The following is a 23843-nucleotide window of genomic DNA, read 5'->3' on the forward strand; positions in this document are numbered from 1 at the left end:
ATATTTATTCCGCAGCCACTTTCGCCTCTGCCATCGCCTTTCCTTCAGCCTGCTCCACATTCCGCGCCACACTCAGGATGATCCCGATCGACAAACAGGTAAAGAGGAAAGAACTTCCACCCATACTCACCAGCGGCAGCGTGACCCCGGTTACCGGAAACAGGTTTACCGTTACCGCCATATTGATCAGCGCCTGGATCACCAGCGTGAAGCTCAGGCCCAACGCCAGAAAGGCCCCGAATGCGTAGGGACATTTCCTGAATACCCGGATACTCCTCAACAGGAATAGCAGGTAGATCAATATGATGAAGGCCCCTCCCACTATCCCGTACTCCTCGATGATGATCGCAAAGATGAAGTCTGAATAAGGGTGCGGCAGGAAATTTCTCGTTTCACTGTTACCCGGTCCCAGTCCCAGCATACCGCCTTTGGCAATGGCGATCTTGGCTTGGTTGATCTGGTAGTTATCGTCCTTATCGGCCGATTTGTTATCGTACACAAAGTTCTGCACACGCTTGATCCAGGTAGGGATACGTCCCCCTTCCAGGAAAGCAGGCAGGTCTTTCATTTTTCCTTCGCTTTTATCGTAATAAGCTACGGCAATGGTAACAAGGAAGACCACCGGAATAGCTACTACGCCAATCGTCATCAACAGGTGTTTGGTACTTACCCGGCCAATGAACATCAACAACATACTCGTGGCGCCCACCAGCAATGCCGTCGACAGGTTGGCAGGCGCAATGAGTATACATATAATAACAACCGGTAACATCACCGGTATGAATCCTTGCTTGAAATCCTTGATCTTGTCCTGCTTCTTACTCAGCAAGCGGCTCAGGTACATGAACAGCGCCAGCTTGGCCAGGTCGGAAGTCTGAAAGGTCAGATTGATGATAGGCAGCCTGATCCATCGGCTACCTTCATTCAGTTTTACCCCAAAGAACAGTGTATACACCAGGAGCGGAATGGATATCAGGAACAATATCCTCGCCACCCTCGAGTACAATTGGTAATTCACACGATGCGAGAAGTAGATCACCGCCATGCCCACAATGATGAACATGATCTGCTTGAACAGATAGATCTCTGTATTCCCGCGATTGTATTTATAAGCCAGCAGGCCCGTAGAGCTATAGACGACCAGCATCGACACCAGTGCCAGCACCAGTACAATGGCCCAGATCGCCTTATCACCCTTCGTCCTGCTCAAAAGACTTCCCGGGCTTCTCCCGATAGAAGCCATCTCGTCAAACCTTATATCTTTTGAGTTGCTCATTTACTTTTTCTCCTGCTTCCGTACAGGATCTTTCCGATCCTGTTATTGTTACACTTGCTTGCTCCACATGGCATCAACTCATCTTCCACAATCCACACTGCACTGATATATTCTCCGGACTTAAAAACCCGTATTCACTTTACTATCCACTAAAGTTCTCTAACCGCTGCCTTGAACTGGTCGCCCCTGTCTTCGTAGTTCTTGAACAGGTCGAAGCTGGCACAGGCAGGGCTGAGCAATACTACATCTCCTTTGTTGGCCAGGTGGAAAGCAGCCTGAACAGCTTCCCGGGCGCTGCCGGTATTGACCATCACTTCCACATCATGCTGGAAAGCTTCGTGGATCTTGCGGTTATCGACGCCCATGCAGACGATCGCTTTTACTTTTTCCTTCACCAGGTCGGTCAGCAAAGTGTAATCATTACCCTTGTCTACCCCACCCAGGATCAGGATTGTTGGCTTCTCCATGCTCTCCAGCGCATACCAGGTGCTGTTGACATTGGTGGCCTTACTATCGTTGATGAACGTCACCCCACGCACTACCGACACAGACTCCATGCGGTGCTCGAGGCTCTCAAAAGTTTGTACCGCATCACGGATCTTCTCCTTGCGGATCCCGATCGTTGCGCCCGCTATCCCTGCCGCCATGGTGTTGTATTGATTGTGTTTACCCTTCAGGGCAAAATCATAAATACTCATCTGGACCTTCTCGTCGCCAGTCGCGACGGTCATTTTGCCGTTTTGAATAAAAGCGCCGCGATTGATTTCTCTGCTCATAGTGAATGGTAGTGGGTTAGATTTGATAGTAAAATGCCCCAGGTTCTGCATGGTCACAGGGTCATCCTCACAATAAATAAAATAGTCGTTTGCTGTCTGGTTCTCCACAATCCGGAACTTACTGTTGATATAATTCCGGAACTGGTAATCATATCGGTCCAGATGATCCTCGGTAATATTGGTCAGTATTGCTATATCTGGTCTGAACGTGTGAATATCGTCCAGTTGAAAACTGCTGATCTCGGCTACATACACAGGCTTGGGATCTACCGCCACCTGTTTGGCAAAAGAGTACCCGATATTTCCGACCAGGGCCGCATCCACACCACCTGTTTTACAGATATGATAGGTCAGCGCCGTCGTGGTCGTTTTACCATTGCTGCCCGTGATGCCAATGATCTTGCTATCGCCTTTGTACCGGTAAGCCAGTTCAATCTCACTGATGATCGGTATACCCTGCTTCCTGATCTTCTTCACCAATTCATTCTTCTCGGGAATACCCGGGCTTTTCATCACTTCGTCTGCATGCAGGATCAGCGACTCCGTATGCTGCCCTGCCTCAAAAGGTATATGATATGACTCCAGCTCTTCGCGATAATTGTCTTTAATGGCCTGACCATCGGACACGAAAACGTCGTAACCCCGCTGCTGGCCCAGGATGGCCGCGCCGACTCCACTTTCACCTGCTCCCAGTATTACCAAACGTTTGCTCATGGTTTCGTCCTAAGTCATTTAATAGGCCGCCAGCCGGAATAATACATCCGCCAGCTCATTGGTTTTGTCAACGAATCGGATTAAGGGGGTTCTTCGGTAGTTTGAACTTTCTCCAACTACACACTATTGGTTGGTTTTTCGTAAGAGGAACTGAATAACAAAAACTGATCAGAGACTAACCATACTACTATTATAAACTACTACCTGATCTTCAACGTAACGATCGCAAACACGATACACAGAATGGTTACGATCCAGAACCTCGTCACGATCTTCGCCTCATGGTAACCCAATTTCTGGTAGTGATGGTGTAGCGGGCTCATCAGGAATATCCTTCGCCCCTCACCATACTTCTTTTTCGTGTATTTGAAATAACTCACCTGCAGCGTCACACTCAACACTTCCACCAGGAACACACCGCAGAATATCGGGATCAACAATTCTTTCCGTACTATAATGGCCAGCGCCGCAATGATACCTCCCAGCGTCAAACTACCTGTATCACCCATGAACACCTGTGCTGGATAAGCATTGTACCAGAGGAAGCCCACACAGGCCCCGATCATGGCACCGATGAAGATCGACAGCTCGCCCAGGTTGGGGATGTACATGATATTCAGGTATTCCGCAAACCGAAGGTTACCACTCGCATAAGCAAATATGCCGAGACACGCACCAATGATCGCACTCACCCCACCTGCCAGTCCATCGATACCATCCGTAATATTCGCTCCATTCGACACGGCCGTAATGATAAAGATCACAATGATCACATACAGCACCCAGGTAAGCCCACGCATCGCCTCGGGCAACAACTTCGAGTAGTTGAACTCATGCGATTTCACAAAAGGGATCGTGGTAATCGGTTCATTCGCCTCTACGAAATACTTTTTCTTTCCGTCCAGCGTTCTTTCAATGATGGAAGAATCGCCTGGCTTCACCACACCGGTATACTCGCGCCACACCTTGGTGTTATCATTGAACATCAGAACGGTTCCCACCACAATACCCAGTATCACCTGGCCAGCCACTTTGAACCAGCCTGCCAAACCGTCTTTATCTCCTTTCTTATAAGGTATACCTTGTTTTTGCGCAATCTTCTTGGCACGCAACTTCAGGTAATCATCTACAAAACCAACGATCCCAAGCCATACCGTCGTAAAGATCATCACCCGGATATAGGCTTTGTGCAGGTCGGCCAGTAACAAGGTAGGTACCAGGATCGCCAGGATGATGATGAGACCACCCATGGTCGGTGTACCTTTCTTTTGCTGTTCGCCGGGCAAGCCCAGGTCACGCACCGATTCGCCCACCTGCTTCCGCTGCAGGTACTTGATCAACCTTTTACCAAACACGGCCGAGATCACCAGGGAAAGGATCACTGCAATCAATACCCTTGAAGTAATGAACTGAAACAGTGCACTACCCGGGAATTTAACCCCCATTTCCTTGAACCACTCGAATAAAGAATACAGCATGTTGGTTTGTTTGACCAAGAGTAAAGAGCAGAAAAAGAAAAGAGAGGTAAGCTTCTTTCGTTCAGGGTTTCAAATTGGTCTAATCTTACGATCAACATCTTCATTGGTCTGCTCCAATCTTCCCCTACTCTTTTTTACTCCTGGTTTTATAGTGAACCGTCCGTGATAATCTATTTTTCAAAAAGCTGGAACATCTCTGCCAGCACTTGCTTGTCGTCGAAGGGATGTTTAACCCCCTTGATCTCCTGGTACTTCTCGTGACCTTTACCCGCAATCAGCAGGATATCGCCGGGAGCTGCCATACTGATGGCCGCCTTGATGGCTTCTTTCCTGTCGATGATCGCGATGTATTTCCGTTTCGCCGCCGTATTCAATCCCACTTCCATATCACGTAAGATCTGTTCGGGATCTTCGCTGCGTGGATTATCGGACGTAAAGATTACCCGGTCGCTGTACTCACAGGCCACTTCCGCCATTTCAGGGCGTTTGGTTTTGTCACGATCTCCCCCACAACCTACTACCGAAATGATCTGCTCATGTCCTTTGCGCAAACCTTTGATGGTGGCCAGCACATTCAGCAACGCATCCGGGGTGTGGGCGTAGTCAACGATCCCGATCACCTTGTCGTTGGGAGATACGATATAATCAAAGCGGCCTTCTGCACCTGTCAGTTCACTCAGCACCCGCAATACTTCAAATTTGTCTTCCCCCAGGCAAACCGCTGCGCCATATACGGCCAGCAGGTTATAAGCATTGAATTCTCCGATCAGGCGGAAATGCACTTCCTGGTCGTTGACGGTCATCACCAGGCCGGTCAGTCCGTTCTCCAGTATCTTGCCTTTGAACTCCGCCATGGTACGCAGGCTATAGAAGTACTTGTGTGCGGCAGTATTCTGCAACATCACCGCTCCCCGCTTGTCGTCGGCATTGGAGATCGCATAGGCATCAGCCGACAGTCCATCGAAGAAAGCCTTCTTCACCCGGATGTACTCGTCGAACGTTTTGTGGTAATCCAGGTGGTCATGGGTAATATTGCTGAACAATCCTGCCGCATACTTCAAACCAGCAATACGGTGTTGATGGATCGCGTGTGAACTCGTTTCCATGAATACGTGCGTACAACCCGCTTCCACCATCTTATGCAACAACTCATTCAGACTGATCGCGTCGGGCGTGGTATGGGTAGCCGGTATCACCTGGTCACCAATATGATTCTCTACCGTACTCAGCAATCCACATGTATAGCCAAGACCACTAAACAATTTGAACAACAGGGTGGCAATGGTCGTTTTGCCATTGGTGCCGGTCACTCCTACCAGCTTCACTTTTTCGGAAGGCTGGCCGTAGAAGTTGTGGGCAATCAAACCAGCCGCTTCTCCACTGTTTTCTACCTGCACATAGGCTACTCCTTCTTTCAGCGTAGCAGGCATCACTTCGCAGACTATCGCTACCGCTCCATTTTCAATCACCGTATCGATATACTGATGGCCATCTGCTGCTACCCCTTTGATTGCAATGAACAGATCACCTGCACCCACTTTACGGGAATCTATCCGGAGGCCGCTCACTGGTACATCGGTACTACCCTGTACAGCGCGCATCCTTACCTTATATAATATATCCTGTAAAACTGCCATATCGTTTTGCCCTTTATACAGGGCCATCCTGTTTATTGCTGATTAATTCAGATCGATCGTAATTACCTGGTTCTTCACAAAAGCAGTTCCGGGTTCCACACTCTGGTTCTTTACTTTACCCCTTCCCCTCACCACCACTTTCGCCTGCATGTTTTCGAGCAGATACAAAGCATCCTTCAATCCCATCCCCCGCACATCGGGCACCATCTTTTTCGACACCGGCTGCCCATCGAGTACCGGACTGTAATTCACCGCATACATCCGGGTCCATTCATAGGTCCCCACCGAATCCTGGTATTTCCAGTCAAGTGTTTTCATCACCTGCTGCATGTCTTCGGAGGCACCTGCATATAAATAAGAAGAACTGTCTTTTTTGATAACACCGTTGGGATTGTTCTTTTTATCCTTGTCGGCATTGACGGCGTACAGCTTATCAGCCAATTCCTTAAACACCGGACCAGCAATCCTGGCACCATAGTACACCGGTGCAAAAGGCTTGTTCCTCACCACCACAATACAGCTATACTGTGGGTTATCGGCGGGAAAGTATCCGGCAAAAGACGACTGATAGATATGATCGGCATAACCACGGTTTCCATTCGCCATCAAAGAAGTACCCGTTTTACCCGAAACGGAATAAGGGGCTCCTTTGAAAAGGCTGAATCCGGTACCATGCGGATCATTACAGACGCCTTTCAACAATTCCTGCAACAATGTCAACGTTTGCGGACTGCAAACAGCTTGCTCCAACACCTCCGGTTGATTCTCCTTTACCACCAGGCCATTCTCTTTAATGGCGTTGACCAGGTAAGGTTTCATCATCTTTCCATCGTTGGCGATGGCATTATACAGCATCAGGGTTTGTAGGGGACTTACCAGCACTTCATATCCAAAACTCATCCAGGGCAATGATGTGGCGCTCCAGGTTCTGTCTTTCGGCACTTTGATGATCGGTGTTGTTTCGCCGAGCAGGTCCACCCCCGAGTACTTGTGAAAGCGCATGCGCTTTAAATGATCCACAAACTGGGTGGGCTTCTTGCTGTAGTGGGTCATCACCATTTTGGCCATACCCACATTCGAGCTCATCTCAAAAGCCTCTTTTATCGTAACGTCATAACCGTGGTTCTCACTATCGTATACTGTTCTTCCGTTCACCGTCCAGGCACCTCCCTCGAGGTTCACGTGTTGGTTGAGGTTGATCATTTTATCTTCGAGCAAGGCCAGCATGGTGGCCAGCTTGAAAGTTGATCCCGGTTCAGAGGCACGGATCGCGTAGTTCATGTCTTCCCAATACGTGCCATCACTTCTGCGTCCGAGATTGGCGATCGCTTTGATCTTACCGGTCTTCACTTCCATCACCAGGGCCGTTCCGTATTCACATTCGTTCGCCACCAGTGTCTTCATCAGTGCATTCTCGGCGATATCCTGGATATTCACATCGATCGTGGTGATGATGTCCTTACCATTCTGTGGCTCTATCTCCGACCCATCGACCGGTGCAAACACACCAGCTGCCACTTTGCGCATCAGGCGCTTTCCACTCGCTCCTTTCAGGATCGTATCGTAGGTCTTTTCCAATCCTACATTGGTATTCCTGATCTTTCCTTCACTATCTACATACTCACGCGACAATCCGATCGTTCTGTTGGCCAGTAAGCCGAAAGGGTTCAGGCGCTTGTCTTTTACTTCATAAATGAACCCGCTCTTGTCGCGACCCTGTTTTACGAGGGGCATCGAACGCAAGGCTTTGAACTGTTGAAAGGAGATATTCCTTTTGAAGAGGAAATACCTGTCTTTCTTCCGGTAGCCGTTCTGCAACAGTTGCCGGTATTCGGCAGCTGTTTTGTCTTTGAACTGGTCGGCCAGTGCAATCGACAGGGAATCGACGTTATTCCGGAAACGCTTTCCATCTTTTTCACGAAGCCCTTCGGCCATGAAATCGATGTATATGTTAAAGAACGGTATGGAAGTGCTGAGCATGCTTCCATCTTCACTGTAGATCGTACCGCGTTCGGCGTCGATCTCTTCAAACCGCTGCTCCTGGGCCTTGGCCTGCGCCAGCCAATAGGTGCCTTGCACCTGCTGGATATACACTGCACGTCCCAGGATCACCACACTGAATACAACTATGCCGATAAAGCATAGGTACACTCTCCATAATATGTCGCGTTTGACTTCCAAGAGACAGGCTGTCTATATAGTTTGCGATTGTTTTAATACTTGTCGTTTAAATGAGCTCGGTGCTTTACCCGTTTCTCATCACCGCCTTACTCTTCCTTTTTGTTTCCCGCCGTATCGCTCAGGATGACAGGTGGTGTGATCAACTCCTTCAAACCCAAAGGCTCTACTGCTTTGGCCATCTCGCTCTGCTTGCTGCGGTACATCACTTCACTCTTCAGGGTCTTGAACTCGTACTGCAATTCTTTCAACTCCCGGCTTACTTTGTTGATGTCCCGGATCGTTTTATCTGCATAGTGACCATTATAGATATACACCACTGCCAATGCCGAAAGAAAAAGGAAGAACGGGATATTCTTGACGATCCAGCGATAGCTGAACAATCTTTTCCGTTCACGCTTTTGCTCTTGCTCCTTACCTGCCGCTTCTTGTTCTTTTTCTTCGCTCATGGTGGTTAAGATCAGCGGCTGAGCAGTTACTCACCACTCAACCGCTAATAAGATTGCTGAATGTTCTACGCGGTTCACACATAGACATTGGAAATTATACCCTTTATATTGATGATAAGAACTACAACATTGACGGTACCAATACACTTATGCCTTTTCCGCTACCCGTAGTTTCGCGCTGCGTGAACGCGGGTTGCGTTTCAGTTCGTCCTGACCAGCAGTGATTGGTTTTTTGGTGATGACTTTCAGTGGCGCTTCCGGAACATTGCGCCCAAACGGATCGGCCTCGGCAGCCTCTTCCGTATCACCCTTTCGGAAATAGTTTTTTACGATCCTGTCTTCCAGTGAATGAAAGGTGATAATGGCCGCACGGCCACCAGGAGCTAATAGTGAAGGAATTTGTTGCAGCATGTCTTTCAAAGCCCCCAATTCATCATTCACCTCAATGCGCAAAGCCTGAAATACCTGAGCAAAGTACTTGTTGGGATTCCCTTTCACCACCGAATGCAGGGCCTGCTTAAAATTGGAGATTGTTTTGAGCGATACGTGTTTTCGTACCTGCACAATGGTCTTTGCCAGGGTTTTGGAGTTGGTGACTTCGCCGTACTGCTCAAACAATTTGTGCAGCCTTTGCTCGTCGTAAGTATCCACCACTTCGTAAGCCGTAAGTTCCTGCCGCATATCCATTCGCATATCCATATCACCTTCAAAACGAATAGAAAAGCCGCGATCAGCTTCGTCAAACTGGTGGCTACTTACGCCGAGATCAGCCAAAATTCCATTTACCTGTGTTATTTTATGAACCCGCAAAAACCTTTGCAGATGCCGGAAATTATGCGGCACAAATACCAGGCGTCCATCATCTGGTAAATTACGCTTCGCATCCGCATCCTGATCGAATCCAAATAATCGTCCATTAGGTCCAAGCCTTTTCAGTATCTCGCGGGAATGTCCGCCACCACCGAATGTGCAATCCACATAAATGCCATCCGGCAGAACGTTTAATCCATCTACTGTTTCCTGCAACAATACCGGTACATGATAGCCGGCATCGTTACCTGATGCAGCAGAAAGATCAGCACTATGGTTGTCCTGGTCACTCATCTTGTTACAGTTGAATTGCCGGACCACTTCCAGGCGACATTACCTGTTGCGCGATCGTACTGAAAGCCTCGGGTGAAAAAGATTCAAAGAACTTTTGGTACTTATCCTTATCCCAAATTTCAATTTTGTTCATAGCCGCCACCAACACAATGTCTTTCTCCAGTCCGGCATGTTCTTTCAAATTGGAGGGCACCAATAACCTTCCCGCACTATCCAACTCCAAAACCGTCGCCCCATTCATGAAGTATCTCCTGAATTCCCGAACTTTGGGGTCAAAATCATTCAACTTTCCTAATTCAGCGAATATGGGCTCCCAACTTTTCATGGGGTACAGCGTAAGGCACTTTTCAAACCCTCTGTTGATAACAAACTGGTTCCCGGCCTCTTCCGACAGCTGCTTTTTAAAGCCTGCCGGTAAAAGGAAGCGACCTTTTGAGTCCAAAGTAGCTTCGTATTCGCCGATAAAACCATTCATTTCTAATCACTTAACTCATATCCGCTTCTAATTACCACAAAATAACACTTTTTCCCACTTTTAAACGAGGATTTGGAAAGTTTATTTTTTCCACAGGTCTTGATTTTATTACAATTAGCCATAGCACTTCATTTCAGAGGCAACAGCTATAGTGGGAGCCTTTACGGGTGTGCATTACCTGTGAATTTACCCGTAAAACCTGTGCATAAAGTCCTACCAGGTGTGCACAGCCAATTTTCCTGGTGGCATATCCTTTCTATTTTCCATTTTCCTGGCAGGCAGACTACATCGCAGGAGCATATTATAAAGCAATTTTGACTAAAAAGCCCTATAAGAAGTATTGAAGATGTCTCGTTTGGGTGCTCGTGGGGTAAAGGCGTCCTGAAATCGGGGTAAAAGGCCCAAAATGGTGGTAAAAAGTGGGGGAAGTTTAGGCGCCCGCGGGCGACCGGAGCATTTGGGTGGAATAAACAATGGCCAGTACCTTTGTCAAAACCGGATTTCCTTCCACTAAATCCCACTTTCGATGGCAACTGCAGGATATTCAGGAACCCCGCTTTTGAAAAAACTGGGCATTCAGGAACACATGAAGGTGCTGCTGATCCATCCGCCAGACAACTATGCAGCATTACTATCATACGACCTGGGCCCGCAATTGGTAAACAAAAATGAGATTCCTAACCTTATACACCTGTTTGTTGCCAATAAAAAACAATTACTGACGGAAATGCAACAGTTGAAAGAGGTATATCGAAGCAACTCATCCGTTATTACCTGGGTCAGCTGGTACAAGAAAAGCGCTGGTATCCCTACAGATGTCACGGAAGACATCATCCGGGACTACGCTTTAAAAAATGACCTGGTCGATGTAAAGGTTTGTGCGGTGAGCGAGCAATGGAGTGGATTGAAACTGGTAGTACCCAAAGCAAAGCGATAATTTAAAAATAACGGCTGTAAGCCGTACCCATTATGCACCCCAAGAGTTTAGCCATTAAAGATTTCACGTACGACCTCCCGGATGAACGCATCGCCCATTACCCCCTGCCCGAAAGGGATGGATCCAAACTGATGATCTACCAGCAGGGAAACATTACAGAAGATGTTTACCGCCACATCGATCAATACCTACCCACCGACTCACTCCTGATATTTAATAATACCCGGGTAGTAGCAGCGCGCCTGCTATTTCAGAAACCCACCGGCGCTTCCATCGAGATCTTTTGCCTTGAACCACACGCCACCTACGCTGATATTACCACCGCCATGTCGCAAAAAGGAAAAGTAACCTGGATGTGCCTGGTAGGCGGGTTCTCCAAATGGAAAGCTGGACAGCTGCTTGAAAAACACCTGCCTTATGGCGACGGCAAGCTGTTGCTGCAGGCCCGGTACGTAGAAAAGATTCAGGACAGCTTTGCGATAGAACTATCATGGTCAGCTGCGGAGCTCAGTTTTGCCGAAGTATTGCACATCGCCGGCATGATCCCCCTGCCACCTTATATAAAAAGGAAAGCCGACCAGGAAGATTCCGAACGTTACCAGACCATCTATGCAGCAGCCGAAGGTTCCGTGGCAGCTCCTACTGCCGGATTACACTTTACCGACAGCCTGTTCCAACGGTTGCAGGCCCGTAACATACAGCGTGCCTATGTCACCCTGCACGTAGGCGCCGGCACCTTCCAGCCCGTAAAAAGCGATACCATGGAAGAACATCCCATGCACGCCGAGTTCATCGACGTACCCCAATCGCTCATCCAACAACTAATCGATTATTCGGAGAAACATATTACCGTAGTGGGCACCACCTCCATGCGTACAGTCGAAAGCCTCTACTGGCTGGGTGTAAAAACCATGCTCCATCCCGGCATTCAACCGGAACAACTCGATGTACAACAATGGGATGCTTATGAATTGAAAGCAGATCAAATAACCGTGAAAGAATCGCTTACCGCACTCCTGCACTATATGCAGGCACAGGACTGGGAACGACTGATAACCAAAACACGCCTCCTAATCACCCCCGGGTATACCATTCGCATACCCCGCGCCCTGGTCACCAATTTTCACCAACCGCAATCAACGCTGTTGTTGCTGGTGGCCGCCTTTGTGGGGCCGCAATGGAAAAGCTTATACCAGTATGCACTGGACCATGAATTCCGGTTCCTTAGCTATGGAGATGGGTGTCTGTTGTTTCGGCAACAGGCTGGTTCTTGAGTAGCGGCAACTCGAGCGTAAAGGCCGAGCCCTTACCCAATACGCTTTCTACTTTGATCTTACCATGGTGGGCGTCGACGATGGTTTTCACATAACTGAGCCCCAGGCCAAAGCCTTTTACATTGTGGATGTTGCCGGTATGTGCCCGGTAGAATTTTTCAAAGATGCGGCGCACCGTTTCCTTGCTCATACCGATGCCATTATCCTCTATGCGGATCACAAGGTTCTTGCTGGTACTGTGCGTAGTGATCTTGAGAATCAGATTCTCCTTGGAGTATTTCACCGCGTTGTCGATCAGGTTGGAGATCAGGTTGCGGAAATGCACCGGATCGGCCTCGATCGCATCCTGGCGGGCACTCAGGTTCAGGTCGGCCTCGCCGTTCTTATCTGCCAGTTGCAGAATATAATTGTCGATGATCTCATGAATGAGGTCATGCACATGAATAGGCTGCTTGTTCAGCTGCAACTCCTGCCGGTCCATCACCGCGGCCTGCAGAATCGTCTCCACGTGTTTGTTCATCCGCTTGTTCTCTTCCTTGATGATACCACTGAAGTAGTCCATCTTGGTGCGGTCCTGCAACACCTTATCGTTGCGTAGTGCATCCACCGCCAACGATATCGTCGCCAGGGGCGTTTTGAACTCGTGCGTCATGTTGTTGATAAAATCATTCTTGATCTCACTCAGCTTTTTCTGACGCAACAATGCCGCCACGGTAATATAGAAAGCCGCAATGATCATGATGGTAAAGAATACCGCTCCTACGATCATCCACTGCATCTGCTGCAGGATGATCTTGCGGATGTCTGGCACAATAACGATCATATTTTCCTCCGGCACCAGGTTCTCGAGGTCACTGCCACTGGGGGGAGAGAAATAATAGACGAATACCAGGTTTTTGCCGGTGGCTGTATCGATGTCTTCTGCTGCCTTCATAAAGCCCCTCGACTTCAGCTCGTACGACATGAGGTTCACATTGGAGTTGACGGCAAATTCAAACTTTAGCTTATTCAGTTGCTGGGCATCGAATGCTTTGCGCAACTTCTCTTCTACTTCAAATTCTGTAAACTTTTGAGCGATGGTAGGCGGCTTCATCAGCTCCATCTGGAATTGCTCGGAAGGCCAGTTGAAATTGGGCTTGGTGCGGTAGTTCTTCAAGGAAGGCAAGGTGCCTTTCTGCTCCATCAAGGTTTTACCCACGGCATCCATAGCCCGGGTCATTTTATACTTGAAATCTTCCTGCTTGTCGACAAGCATGGTGTTCAGCCAGTTGTATTGAACATAAATGGTCCCGATCAGCGACAGACTGATCAGTACAATGATGATGGGAAATATTTTCCGTAGTTGCAACTGATATGATTTTAACGCCACGTCCATTACCTGCCTATTCCTCGAGAGCCGTCGTTAATCGTCAATTTTCTCAGCAGACAATTTTCAATCGGCAAATGTACTAAACAGGCTACAGAACCACTGCCAGTAAGGGTTCGGGCGTTTGTATTTAACTAACTTTTATCAAGATCCGAGGTATAATTCCCCGATTCATCCGTCGGCTTCGTGCCGCCGGGCTGCTAACTTATGAAGTTTTGTGTAACGATTCCCTTTTTTTGAACAATCATTTTGCCAGCAGCAAATAAGTCTTAATTTAGGAATATGATAAAACCGGGACCTGGAACGTTGTTGATCGCAGAGCCTTTTTTGAAAGACCCCAACTTCATGCGCACGGTGGTTTTTCTCTGCGACCACCAGGAGGAAGGCAGTTTCGGCTTTGTCATCAACCGCGCTTACGAGCACACGCTGAACGAGTTAATGAACAACCTGGATGAACTGAAGTTGCCCGTTTTCTATGGTGGTCCTGTACAGATGGACACCATTCATTTCCTTCACCAATACCCTACGCTCATTCCTGGTAGCTTCGAAGTGCAGGATGGTATTTACTGGGGAGGCGATTTTGAAACCGCCATCCAACACATCCGGGAAGGTTCCATCGATACCAGCAAGATCCGCTTTTTCATCGGCTATTCCGGCTGGGGCAGCGGCCAGCTCAATGATGAGCTCAAGGAGAATTCCTGGCTTACGGCAGAAGCCAACCAGAAGCTGGTCTTCCACCGCAATACGGCCGAGATCTGGAAAGACGCCCTCAAACTGCTCGGAGGCGATTATGAAATGATGGCCAATTTCCCCATCGATCCACAATTGAATTAATGCTGGCCTGATCACCAGCTCTCAGATACCCAAAGCGGTTGTATCGATGCGATACAATCGCTTTTTATTTGGTGCCATGGTAGAAACACGTGACTGAATTTACCAGACTGCCAGTTGCTGCCTTTTTCAAAAAACGAGGCCCCGCCACCAGGGCGAGGCCTTCTCTCATCAAACTTTCAGCACCAGAAAAATATTGTTACTGCAGGGGAAATTTGACACCCACACCGGCGCCCCAGTTGCTCACGCCTTGCAGTTCGTTGTAGTCGATCGGCATATAGTTGTAGTCGGCCCGTACAGTAATACCTGCCGGTCCGCCTTTTCGGAACGGAATAAATACCCCCGCTTCGGGACGCGCCGCAAAACCAAACTTGGTGGCGCTGCTGCCAAACTCGCCGAGGTATTGGCGATACAGGATGAGGTTACCACCCACACCCACACCGACATAGGGTTGCACCACCGCACCAGGCGTAAAATTGTATTGTGCCTGCGCCAGGATTGGAATAGTTTGTACCGAATTGGTCAACACTGCCGAGATATCACCACCATCTTCCAGTTTGTATACCTGACGGGGATATTTTTGATAGAAGTCCTGGAAACCTGTTCCCAGGCCCACGGAGATCTTATCGTTGATACCATAAAGCAGGCTGGCGGCCCAGGAGCGATAGGACGTTTTATTGACCACATCCTTGAAATCACCTACCGGCGTATTGATCGAATAATTGATGTTGAGGTTCAAGCGACCGTATTGAGCGCTGGCAGTACCGGCAGCTAATAAACCCACCACGAGTACCGCAAATATCTTATAAGAGGTTTTCATTGTTGATAGCGTTTAGTGTGCAGGAATTATTGATTCGTCTTGAAGTAACCTGATTGGTCAAACAGCGTGTTGACCTGCCCCGGCGCATTCGCAGCACGGAATACCCCCGACCCACGCACCAGGCCCATCCATACACCTTCGATCTTTTTGTCGGCACCCGCATCTTTCAGGTCCAGCGCATCGATCGACAGAGCACCTTCCGTAACGGAGTAAGTGCCATAGTACGACGGGAATCCATAACCAATGCCGGGATAGCCCCAATAAAAGGGATCATAAAAACCATAATAGCTGCCCCAATAATCCGGATAACTAATGACACCGGTCGAGGTGTTGTAAATACGGCTGACGTTGATACCGAGATCGGGTTGCTGACTTTTGTTCACCAGCGTATAGCCCTGTTGCTGCAGCCTGCTTTTCAACGCAGCGATGATAGCTATATCATAATCGGACACTGCTTTTCCTTCGAGGCGGTTATTGGAAATCACCGCTACCGAATCTACGATGCTGAAGGTTTTATAACTGGCAAAAGAAGCAGTACTATCATAGTTGGTGATATAAATCCTGCTCTCTCCTTCCGTAAGATTATTCAAAGGTTCTTTGGTACAACTACCCAACAATCCAAGCGAGGCAACTGCACTGATCGTTAATAGGACGTTTTTCATTGTGTTGATGTTTACTCCTCTATTGACGAAAAATAAGGTGCCACGGTTGAGTAGGGGAACATACTTAACACCGCTATAACATTCATTAAAAGGCGGTTAAAAAGGCGATGCAATTGGGGAAAGAAGGCAACAAGACAGCAAGGGATGAAAGGCAAATGGGCAATAAGGCATCGAGGCGAGGGAAGAGAGTCAATAAAGCAGCGAAGAAAACAAGGATAAAGGCAAGCGTTACGATTTAACTTTCCTACACAAAAAGAGGATCACCAGCCCCAGCAACGACAACAGCAGCAACGCGATCCGCAAGCCGGTTTGATGGGCAATAAAACCGATCATTGGCGGGCCCACCAGGAAACCCGAGAAACCCACCGTACTCACCGCCGCGAGCGCAGCACTGGTACTCATTGTAGTCGTTTTGGCACTTAACGTATACACGATCGGGATCACCGTGGCCACACCAAAACCAATCAGCCCAAAACCGATGATCACCGATGCCGGGTACGACAGCAAGGTGGCTACCAGCAAACCGATCGTGATCAACACACCATCCAGCAGCAAAGCTCCTTTATATCCCAACCGCCCAATGACCAGGTCGCCGATCAGCCGTGCCAACGCCATCATACACGCGAAGATCATATACCCTGTCGTGCTGACTTTTTGCACATCATTCAACACCTGCTTATAATACAGCGAACTCCAGTCGGCCATCGCCCCTTCGCAAATGGCACAACAAAAGCAAATAGCGCCCAGCAACCAAAGTGTTTTATCGGGCAATGCAAAGATCTTCTGACTACCAGCCGGCTTGCCTTTGCGGATCAGGTAAAAGACCGCAACGGTCGTCACTACGGCAACAATAATAGTCACCATACCGAAATGCTGTTGGGTGCTCGCCCCGGTCTTCATCGTATAACCGCCCAGCGCAGCACCCGACATGGCCCCTACACTCCATAAACCATGAAAGAAAGACAACAGAGACTTATCATACAACTCTTCCTGCACCAGCAAGGCCTGTGTATTCATAGAGATGTTGAGCACATTACCACAAAAGCCGAAGAGAAACAAGGCTACCGACAAGGACACCACAGAGTTGCTGTAGCCTATAAACAACAATACCGCAGCATACAAGATGGCAGAGAGATAGTTGATCAACCGGCTACCCACCACGGTCACGGCCCATCCTGCCAGCGGCAATCCCACCAGAGAGCCCAGGGGCAACATGAACAATACCGCCCCCAGCTCCGCCTCATTGAGGTGAAACTGCTCCTTCACGGCCGGTATACGCGATGCCCAGGTCGCAAAAATAAACCCGCATACAAAGAAGAAGCAGGAAGCCGCCACGCGGTGCGTTAAGGGTTTATGATTGCTCATGTAGCGCAAAGATAGATCGCCTGGCGATGAGATCGACGAATTGTTGCTGATACCCGGTCCTTGCTATGGAACAAGCGGCCGGCTAGAAAGCCTCCAATATTGTTGCCGCGACCCGCTCCCTGCAAAGAAACAGGCTGACGACCAAATATCCGCCAGTATGGCCATGATGCCCGATGGCCTCCAGCTCTATAGCTTTCCCATCATCCCATGGCCCATCCACCTTTTACGATCACCTGCTGCAGTATTCCCGGTTCATAGATCTACCACCGCTTTCATAGGGATTCTACGACAGCCCTGCAAAACCACTCGATTTTGCAGGTATCCGGCAATGATACCCCCCGAAAACGGCATATGGTATAGTAATTGCGAATTTTCAGGCACGTCCCTGATCATCCGTACCGGGATCACCATGCAGGTGAAGGCACAGCATGGCAATAATAATCCTGGCTTTTTGACCCAAAAAAGAACCACTATGAAAACCAGTTTACTCATGGTCTGCCTCTTCGTGTGCCTATACGCCACAGCACAGCAAGTAGAAAAAAGTCTTATCGCGGCCAACGGCCAACGTATCGGATTTCTGCAGTACACACCCACTGATTACAATCCCCGCGGTCCCAAATACCCATTGATCATCTTCCTGCATGGAAGAGGACAAATCGGTAACGGCACCACCCAACTCGCCAAGGTAAAAGAAGAGAGTATCCCCAGGTACATCAGTGAGGGTCTTACCATGCGCTTTTACTGGAATGGTAAATGGCAAACATTTCTCGTCCTCTCACCCCAACTGAGCAACAGCAGTTTCTGGTATAATTTCTATACGGAAGAAATGATCAAATACGCCAAAGCCAACCTGAATGTCGATACCAACCGTATCTCCCTGATGGGCCTTAGCCAGGGTGGTGGCGGTGTGTGGGACTTTGCCGCCGGCTCCGTGACCAATGGCAGGATGCTCAACGCCATTGCGACCAGCGCTCCTACCTGTCAGTCGAACGATTACTGTAAGGTGGCCAATGCCGATCTCCCCCTTTGGGCTTCGCATGCCAAAGGAGATCCGGTGACACAAGCCAATTGTACAGAAGCCATTGTCAACAGCATCAACGGTAGTTGTGGTGGCGCCGTAAAAGCTTATATGAGCATGTATACGGGCAGCGCACACAATGCCTGGAACAAGGCTTTCAGCTACGACAATAGCCAGCACAACCCCAACGTATACGAATGGCTGTTGGGACAGGATAGAAGCAAACCCATCAACATACGCCCACGGGCCGTTGCCGGCAGCAATATCACCATCTCCAGCAGCACCGGTTATGCTTTCCTCAGTGGCGCCCGGTCTTCAGACCCGGACGGTCATATTGAAAGATATGTCTGGAAACAAATTGCAGGCCCCATCACCAGCACCGTTGTAACACCGGTATCCACCCATGGCAACACGCGTATCAACCGTCTTACTACCGCGGGTACCTATACCTACGAACTGACGGCGATCGACGACCGCGCCGATTGGGTCACGGCTACCGTCAACATCAATGTGGTAGCCGGCACTACGCCCAATATCCCTCCCATTACCGAGGCAGGCGACAACCAGACCATCGAATATGGCAGCGCCACCCTCCATGGCGGCGACTCGTACGACCCCGACGGCACCACCCTCAGTTATAAATGGACGAAATTGTCGGGACCAGCCACCATCACCTTCTCCAATGATGCAGTCGCTAATCCCGATATTACCAACCTGCTGGTAGGTACGTATCAATTGCAATTGGAAACTACCGATGCCCTGGGGGCCAAAACCACCGACTTCGTATCGATCAATTCATCGGCCGTTCTATTGCCGACACAACTCAGCTTCTTTAAAGGCACTGCCGGCAATGGTCATACCTTACTGACCTGGGCCACGGCGCAGGAGGAAGACAACGATCATTTCGATATCGAGCGCAGCCTGGATGGTAAGCAGTATACGACTATCGGTAAAATACCAGGTGCCGGTCGCAGCAGCACCCTGCAACCCTATAGCTTCAGCGATCAGCAATCGCCTGTTACCACCACCTATTATCGACTCAAACTGGTGAATGCGCAGGGCGTCACCAGGCAATATTCCGCGGTGATCAGGATTGCCGCGACACCAACCAGCACCGTACTGGAATACTACCCCAACCCGGTAAAAGACCAACTGACCCTGCAACTCAACCATGCGGGTAAGGGCCAATTACAGGTCAGGGTATTGAGCCTCGATGGACGGCTCATTCGCCAGCAACAACAGTACCGTAAGGAAGGATTGAGCACGCTACAATTGGAAACAAAATCACTGAAGCCCGGCATCTACCTGCTGGAGGTATCGATGGGCGATCAGTTGCATGAGATCAGGAAGTTTGTGAAGCAATAAAACAAAAGCCCGGTAAGCAGTGCTTCCCGGGCCTATACATAAAGTACTTTTTAGATCAATGACATCTCCATGAATGTTGAAATCGCCGGGCCGCTTCGAGCGGCCTGGCCTGTTTTATGACCAGCCGCAGGCTCCCTGTTATGTGGTGGCCAACCGCTTCTCCGACCGGTTGATCATTTCAAACACCATCGGTATCAATACCAGGATCAACGTCACCAGGTAATAACGGCTTTCGCCGGCCTGGGTACTCACAAAATGCAGTCCGATCCAGCAAGGCAGCAACAACACCGACCAAACCCGCAACAACATCGAGAGATGGCGGAAGCAGAACAACCATGCCAGTGGCAGAAAACCCAACACACCATACATCTCGATGATGGTTTGCACACCGTACCGTCCTGTAGTATTGAATTTGATTAGGTCCCAGCCAAAATGCATACCGGTCTCTTCCACCATGCCCGTAGGCCTGAATCCGTAGTGCATACGGATCGCGATGAAGATCGCAAAGAACGCCACCAGTGATACCGCCGTAATGACCCAGGTGCGCACGGCGGGAGTATGTAACCAGGATATACCCAGCAGCCCTTTTTTATTGGCAGGATATACGGCCGCCGCCACGAAATACAGGCCAGGAATCAACAACGCCGTTTCGCGGTTGAGTATGCCGATGATCGTGATCGGCAATATCCACCAGGCATTGCCCTTGTACAAAACCAGGCAAGCCATCCATAAGAATAGTGTCAGATCGACGTAGGTATTGAGTGAGAGATCAGCATTGTACACCCCATTGCCCATCGCCAGCGATACCAGGAAAATGCCGAGCATATTGAGCCATTTGTTGCGGGTATAGTACGCAAAAATGCAAAAGGCAAACAGGTAAATGAATATATTGAACAACACGCGGTACCCCGCATAGATCATGGTGGTGATCAATCCATCCTTACTGGAAGTCACTTCCTTGAATGCATCGGAAGGCCCTTCTATGGTGGCATGGCTTTCCAGGTGAAGAACAGACTCCAGGGGAATCACTTTGTCGACCGTATGATCGTACACCCACCTGGTGCCTTCGACCAGATAGGGGCAAAACACGCGGTATTGCCAGGGGTTGAAAAATGGCGATTTACCATCCATGAAAGCTTCATGGCGGGAGTATTGAAACATGCCCAAACCATGGTCGAAGTTGCGGTGCACCGGAAACACGGATGCTATGAGTATACTGACAATCAGCACCAGCTTCTTGTACCAGGGGCCACGCCAGACAGCCAATAAGGGTTGAAACATATTTACGGTTGTTTTAATCCGGTAATATGGCTTTCAGGGAGGAAAATGGACTGGGATAAATGATAATGACTGCAGTGCCCTTAGGTTCAGTCAGGATGCTTGAACCAGCACTCGTTACTGTGTAGATCCTTCCGTACAAGCTGTGCACCACCAACCGCCGGTTGCCTTAACGAAAGGGCTGGTAAAATGCATGATCGGCCAATGCCAGCATGGGCTTGTCGCCACTGGTATCGCCATAACAATAGATGCCTTTGTACTGGGAGAGGTCGTATACTTCCCGGATACGACGCACCTTTTCTTCCCCGTGGCAGTTGGTACCGTTGATCCTGCCGGTTACCTTTCCGTTTACGACCTCCAGGCGCGTACCCATCAGCCCTACCTGCATCTTTTCGCACCAGGGGCGCAGCCAGTCTTCGGCAGAAGCAGATACCACGACGATCTCGGCACCTGACTGCTTCAGCTTGTCGATCTCCGTCAGTGCCTTGGGGCGAATCAGCGCAGGCAGCGCCTCTGCCGCAAACTGCTCACAGTAGGTTTTGAAGTCTTCTACCTTCATACCGCCAAAGAACCATTGCCAAATCTTCTGTTTGGCCGCCTGGTTCGACATGAGCCCCAGTTTCATCATCACCAGGTAAGGGCTGTGCAACAGAAAGCCCATGTAGAACTTAGCATTCCCATGCCGGAATTTGATGATCTCCAGCAGGGTATCCTTGGTGGTAATGGTACCATCGAAATCGAAAAAGGCGATAGGCTTACTCAAAGCTTCAGTTTTTTGAACAGGAATTCGGGGATCGACTTAATGATCAGCATGATCCATCGCCAGAACCATTTCACATACACCACGTTCTTTTTCTTATCCACTGCCTTGAACACCGTATTGGCCACTGCTTCGGGCTGCGCCGTCAGCAAGGGTGGCAGGGTCAAATTTTCTGTCATACGGGTGTACACGAAACCCGGCTGCACCGTCACTACATGTACCTGCTCGTGAAACATACGGTTGCGCAGGCCCGATAAGTAGGCGGTAAAACCTGCTTTGGCGCTGCCGTAGATATAATTGCTTTGACGTCCCCGTTCTCCGGCTACAGAACTAATGCCTGCGATCACTCCTTTCTTTTGGGCAGCATAGTAGTTGCTCACCACGTTGAGGATCGATACAGCGCCGGTATAATTGGTGTGGATGATCTTTTCGCTTTCGGACCAGTTGGCACGGGCCGTTTCGTTTTCGCCCAGGTAGCCAAATACACAGATGGTGATATCGGGCTTTACAGGCAGGCTATCGAAGAAAGCCTGGTGACTGGTAAACTGCAGGGCATCGAACTCATAGGCCGTGCAGGTGGTATTGTAGCGGATAGCGATATCCGATTCGAGGGCTTTCAGCCTTTGTACGTTGCGGGCAGCCAGTTGTATCGCATGCCCTGCTGAAGCATACTTTTTAGCGATGGCCACAGCCATATCCGACGCAGCGCCTAAGATCAATACGGTCGACATTCGATACGTTTCAATTGTTGGTGGTCAATAATAAGCGATCCGATTGGGTAGAACGTATCTTACCGTCCGGGTTATATTTCTTTACGATCTCTTTAAAAGCAGACAACCTGGGGTAGCCGGCTTCCAGCACCCCGGGCTTCATACGGGCATCTTTACTCATGTACAAACGACCGCCATGCTGCAGCACGATCTGGTCCAGCTCGTCGAGGAATTCGAAGAGCCCTTGGCGTACCGGTATGTCCAGGGCCAGCGTGTATCCTTCTTCGGGGAAGGAGATCAGGCTGTCCTGTTCACCAAACACTTTGAGTACCGCCAGGAAGGAACCGATGCCCTTGTCGCTGATGCGCTGCAGGATCTCGATCAGTCCCTGCTTGGCATGCATCGGCACTACAAACTGGTATTGAATAAAGCCCTTCTTACCATAACCCCGGTTCCAGTGCAGGATGGCGTCGAGCGGGTAAAAGAAAGGTTCGTACCCTACTACGTTGTTGATCTCCTTTTTGAAGTTCTTACCGTAGTACAGGAAGTTGAAGGCTTTTACCGTGAAGGTGTTCAACACCCAGGAGGGCAGGTTGAAGGGAAAGGTGATCTGCTTCTTTTTGGGCAACTTCAGCGGTTCCCGCTCCTGCAGGGCATCGAGGTCGGTTACTTTGGCGTGCTCACCCAGGATCAGGATGCTGCGGCCAAAGCCCTTGCCTTTCTTAAGGCAATCGATCCAGGCTACGGAGTAAGTATAGTGTTTGTACTCCTCAAACAATTGCAGCACGTGCTCGAGGTTATCGGCTTTGATCTGCTTTTGTTTGATGTACGAGGTTTCAATTTTCTTGAGGCGGAACTTCACGCGACTGATTAGGCCGGTCAATCCCATACCACCGCAGGTAGCCTCAAACAGGTCGCCGTATTGGGTGGGCGAGCAGGTGAGCATCCGTCCATCCGACAGTACTACATCCATGTCGACGATGTGGTTGGAGAAAGAGCCATCTACATGGTGGTTTTTGCCATGTACATCGCTGCCCACGGCGCCGCCTACGGTGATGAATTTGGTGCCCGGTGTTACAGGCAGGAACCAACCTTTGGGCACAATGACCTCCAGTATCTTGTCCAGCATCAGGCCGCTCTGGCATTCAAACACACCGGCCTGCGTATCGAAAGAAAGGATCTTGTCGTATTTGAGGGTGGAAATAGTTTGCCCTCCGAGGGAAGCATCGCCATAACAACGGCCATTGCCCCGGGGGATAAAGTGGGCGGCCTCTTTTACCATTTGCTGCAACTGATCATCGAAGCTGAACTGTTGTTCATTGCTTTCCATGACCGGGTAATTTCCCCAGTTGGCGATTTCTTTTTTCATG

General features: G+C 49.4%; 20 protein-coding genes. 4 read left to right on the plus strand and 16 right to left on the minus strand.

From position 1 onward, the window contains the following. Positions 1 to 4: 4 nt before the first annotated feature. The 8 genes from P2W70_RS29055 to mraZ form a co-directional block, all read right to left on the minus strand. Positions 5 to 1210 carry an FtsW/RodA/SpoVE family cell cycle protein gene (locus tag P2W70_RS29055; RefSeq protein WP_276485087.1) on the minus strand — a complete coding sequence of 402 codons (1206 nt, stop codon included), beginning with the start codon at positions 1208 to 1210 and terminating at the stop codon, positions 5 to 7. A 215-nt stretch (positions 1211 to 1425) separates the two neighbouring features. Then, complete coding sequence (gene murD / locus P2W70_RS29060; protein WP_276485088.1) at positions 1426 to 2766, minus strand: UDP-N-acetylmuramoyl-L-alanine--D-glutamate ligase; 1341 nt, start codon at positions 2764 to 2766, stop codon at positions 1426 to 1428. Positions 2767 to 2966: 200 nt separating this feature from the next. After that, entirely contained in the window at positions 2967 to 4244 is a 1278-nt protein-coding gene (mraY, locus tag P2W70_RS29065) for a phospho-N-acetylmuramoyl-pentapeptide-transferase (RefSeq protein WP_276485089.1), read from the minus strand. Positions 4245 to 4414: 170 nt separating this feature from the next. Then, positions 4415 to 5881 carry a UDP-N-acetylmuramoyl-L-alanyl-D-glutamate--2,6-diaminopimelate ligase gene (locus P2W70_RS29070; RefSeq protein WP_276485090.1) on the minus strand — a complete coding sequence of 489 codons (1467 nt, stop codon included), beginning with the start codon at positions 5879 to 5881 and terminating at the stop codon, positions 4415 to 4417. A 42-nt stretch (positions 5882 to 5923) separates the two neighbouring features. Continuing rightward, entirely contained in the window at positions 5924 to 8032 is a 2109-nt protein-coding gene (locus P2W70_RS29075) for a penicillin-binding protein (RefSeq protein WP_276485091.1), read from the minus strand. 116 nt (positions 8033 to 8148) lie between these two features. After that, a complete protein-coding gene (locus tag P2W70_RS29080) occupies positions 8149 to 8508 on the minus strand; it encodes an FtsL-like putative cell division protein (protein ID WP_276485092.1) in 360 nt (119 codons plus the stop codon). Positions 8509 to 8655: 147 nt separating this feature from the next. Further along, positions 8656 to 9612 carry a 16S rRNA (cytosine(1402)-N(4))-methyltransferase RsmH gene (gene rsmH, locus P2W70_RS29085; protein WP_276485093.1) on the minus strand — a complete coding sequence of 319 codons (957 nt, stop codon included), beginning with the start codon at positions 9610 to 9612 and terminating at the stop codon, positions 8656 to 8658. A 4-nt stretch (positions 9613 to 9616) separates the two neighbouring features. Continuing rightward, positions 9617 to 10087, minus strand: a complete 471-nt coding sequence (mraZ, locus tag P2W70_RS29090; RefSeq protein WP_276485094.1) for a division/cell wall cluster transcriptional repressor MraZ — start codon at positions 10085 to 10087, stop codon at positions 9617 to 9619. Positions 10088 to 10613: 526 nt separating this feature from the next. On the opposite strand from mraZ, the gene P2W70_RS29095 reads away from it, so the two are divergent. Together P2W70_RS29095 and P2W70_RS29100 are read left to right on the plus strand one after the other, a co-directional pair. Continuing rightward, positions 10614 to 11024, plus strand: coding sequence for a hypothetical protein (locus P2W70_RS29095; protein ID WP_276485095.1), 411 nt, complete (start codon positions 10614 to 10616; stop codon positions 11022 to 11024). 32 nt (positions 11025 to 11056) lie between these two features. Next, entirely contained in the window at positions 11057 to 12298 is a 1242-nt protein-coding gene (locus tag P2W70_RS29100) for an S-adenosylmethionine:tRNA ribosyltransferase-isomerase (protein WP_276485096.1), read from the plus strand. On the opposite strand, the gene P2W70_RS29105 is transcribed toward P2W70_RS29100, so the two are convergent. After that, a complete protein-coding gene (locus P2W70_RS29105) occupies positions 12249 to 13646 on the minus strand; it encodes a sensor histidine kinase (RefSeq protein WP_276485097.1) in 1398 nt (465 codons plus the stop codon). The genes P2W70_RS29100 and P2W70_RS29105 overlap by 50 nt on opposite strands. Before the next feature lie 300 nt (positions 13647 to 13946). Between P2W70_RS29105 and P2W70_RS29110 the strand changes: the two genes are divergently transcribed. Continuing rightward, entirely contained in the window at positions 13947 to 14498 is a 552-nt protein-coding gene (locus tag P2W70_RS29110; RefSeq protein ID WP_276485098.1) for a YqgE/AlgH family protein, read from the plus strand. Positions 14499 to 14694: 196 nt separating this feature from the next. On the opposite strand, the gene P2W70_RS29115 is transcribed toward P2W70_RS29110, so the two are convergent. The 3 genes from P2W70_RS29115 to P2W70_RS29125 all read right to left on the minus strand — a co-directional run bounded on the left by P2W70_RS29115 (position 14695) and on the right by P2W70_RS29125 (position 17342). Beyond that, on the minus strand, positions 14695 to 15315 hold the full coding sequence (locus P2W70_RS29115; RefSeq protein ID WP_276485099.1) for an outer membrane beta-barrel protein: 621 nt from the start codon (positions 15313 to 15315) through the stop codon (positions 14695 to 14697). Positions 15316 to 15341: 26 nt separating this feature from the next. Further along, a complete protein-coding gene (locus P2W70_RS29120) occupies positions 15342 to 15977 on the minus strand; it encodes a DUF4136 domain-containing protein (RefSeq protein WP_276485100.1) in 636 nt (211 codons plus the stop codon). A gap of 228 nt (positions 15978 to 16205) precedes the next feature. Beyond that, the gene (locus P2W70_RS29125) at positions 16206 to 17342 is read right to left on the minus strand and encodes an MFS transporter (protein WP_276485101.1); all 1137 of its coding nucleotides are present in this window, start codon (positions 17340 to 17342) and stop codon (positions 16206 to 16208) included. 472 nt (positions 17343 to 17814) lie between these two features. Here P2W70_RS29125 and P2W70_RS29130 point away from each other — a divergent pair, with 472 nt between their 5' ends. Next, positions 17815 to 19725 (plus strand): PKD domain-containing protein, encoded by a 1911-nt coding sequence (locus P2W70_RS29130; RefSeq protein ID WP_276485102.1) that lies wholly within the window; start codon positions 17815 to 17817, stop codon positions 19723 to 19725. Between the two features lie 138 nt (positions 19726 to 19863). On the opposite strand, the gene P2W70_RS29135 is transcribed toward P2W70_RS29130, so the two are convergent. The 4 genes from P2W70_RS29135 to P2W70_RS29150 form a co-directional block, all read right to left on the minus strand. Then, the gene (locus tag P2W70_RS29135; RefSeq protein WP_276485103.1) at positions 19864 to 21006 is read right to left on the minus strand and encodes a hypothetical protein; all 1143 of its coding nucleotides are present in this window, start codon (positions 21004 to 21006) and stop codon (positions 19864 to 19866) included. A 166-nt stretch (positions 21007 to 21172) separates the two neighbouring features. Continuing rightward, a complete protein-coding gene (locus P2W70_RS29140; protein ID WP_276485104.1) occupies positions 21173 to 21766 on the minus strand; it encodes an HAD family hydrolase in 594 nt (197 codons plus the stop codon). Then, positions 21763 to 22494 (minus strand): SDR family oxidoreductase, encoded by a 732-nt coding sequence (locus P2W70_RS29145; protein ID WP_276485105.1) that lies wholly within the window; start codon positions 22492 to 22494, stop codon positions 21763 to 21765. The genes P2W70_RS29140 and P2W70_RS29145 overlap by 4 nt, the downstream gene beginning before the upstream one ends. Before the next feature lie 10 nt (positions 22495 to 22504). After that, positions 22505 to 23842 carry an FAD-binding oxidoreductase gene (locus P2W70_RS29150; protein ID WP_276485106.1) on the minus strand — a complete coding sequence of 446 codons (1338 nt, stop codon included), beginning with the start codon at positions 23840 to 23842 and terminating at the stop codon, positions 22505 to 22507. Position 23843: the final 1 nt, after the last annotated feature.

The organism is Paraflavitalea pollutisoli, from assembly GCF_029360705.1.
Taxonomy (GTDB): Bacteria; Bacteroidota; Bacteroidia; order Chitinophagales; family Chitinophagaceae; genus Paraflavitalea; species Paraflavitalea pollutisoli.

Excerpts from the sequence above, each read along its gene's own strand:
- murD (WP_276485088.1), bottom strand. The coding sequence starts at position 2,766 with ATGAGCAAACGTTTGGTAATACTGGGAGCAGGTGAAAGTGGAGTCGGC.
- mraY (WP_276485089.1), bottom strand. The coding sequence starts at position 4,244 with ATGCTGTATTCTTTATTCGAGTGGTTCAAGGAAATGGGGGTTAAATTC.
- P2W70_RS29070 (WP_276485090.1), bottom strand. The coding sequence starts at position 5,881 with ATGGCAGTTTTACAGGATATATTATATAAGGTAAGGATGCGCGCTGTA.
- P2W70_RS29080 (WP_276485092.1), bottom strand. The coding sequence starts at position 8,508 with ATGAGCGAAGAAAAAGAACAAGAAGCGGCAGGTAAGGAGCAAGAGCAA.
- rsmH (WP_276485093.1), bottom strand. The coding sequence starts at position 9,612 with ATGAGTGACCAGGACAACCATAGTGCTGATCTTTCTGCTGCATCAGGT.
- mraZ (WP_276485094.1), bottom strand. The coding sequence starts at position 10,087 with ATGAATGGTTTTATCGGCGAATACGAAGCTACTTTGGACTCAAAAGGT.
- P2W70_RS29095 (WP_276485095.1), top strand. The coding sequence starts at position 10,614 with ATGGCAACTGCAGGATATTCAGGAACCCCGCTTTTGAAAAAACTGGGC.
- P2W70_RS29100 (WP_276485096.1), top strand. The coding sequence starts at position 11,057 with ATGCACCCCAAGAGTTTAGCCATTAAAGATTTCACGTACGACCTCCCG.
- P2W70_RS29110 (WP_276485098.1), top strand. The coding sequence starts at position 13,947 with ATGATAAAACCGGGACCTGGAACGTTGTTGATCGCAGAGCCTTTTTTG.
- P2W70_RS29115 (WP_276485099.1), bottom strand. The coding sequence starts at position 15,315 with ATGAAAACCTCTTATAAGATATTTGCGGTACTCGTGGTGGGTTTATTA.
- P2W70_RS29120 (WP_276485100.1), bottom strand. The coding sequence starts at position 15,977 with ATGAAAAACGTCCTATTAACGATCAGTGCAGTTGCCTCGCTTGGATTG.
- P2W70_RS29125 (WP_276485101.1), bottom strand. The coding sequence starts at position 17,342 with ATGAGCAATCATAAACCCTTAACGCACCGCGTGGCGGCTTCCTGCTTC.
- P2W70_RS29130 (WP_276485102.1), top strand. The coding sequence starts at position 17,815 with ATGAAAACCAGTTTACTCATGGTCTGCCTCTTCGTGTGCCTATACGCC.
- P2W70_RS29135 (WP_276485103.1), bottom strand. The coding sequence starts at position 21,006 with ATGTTTCAACCCTTATTGGCTGTCTGGCGTGGCCCCTGGTACAAGAAG.
- P2W70_RS29145 (WP_276485105.1), bottom strand. The coding sequence starts at position 22,494 with ATGTCGACCGTATTGATCTTAGGCGCTGCGTCGGATATGGCTGTGGCC.
- P2W70_RS29150 (WP_276485106.1), bottom strand. The coding sequence starts at position 23,842 with ATGAAAAAAGAAATCGCCAACTGGGGAAATTACCCGGTCATGGAAAGC.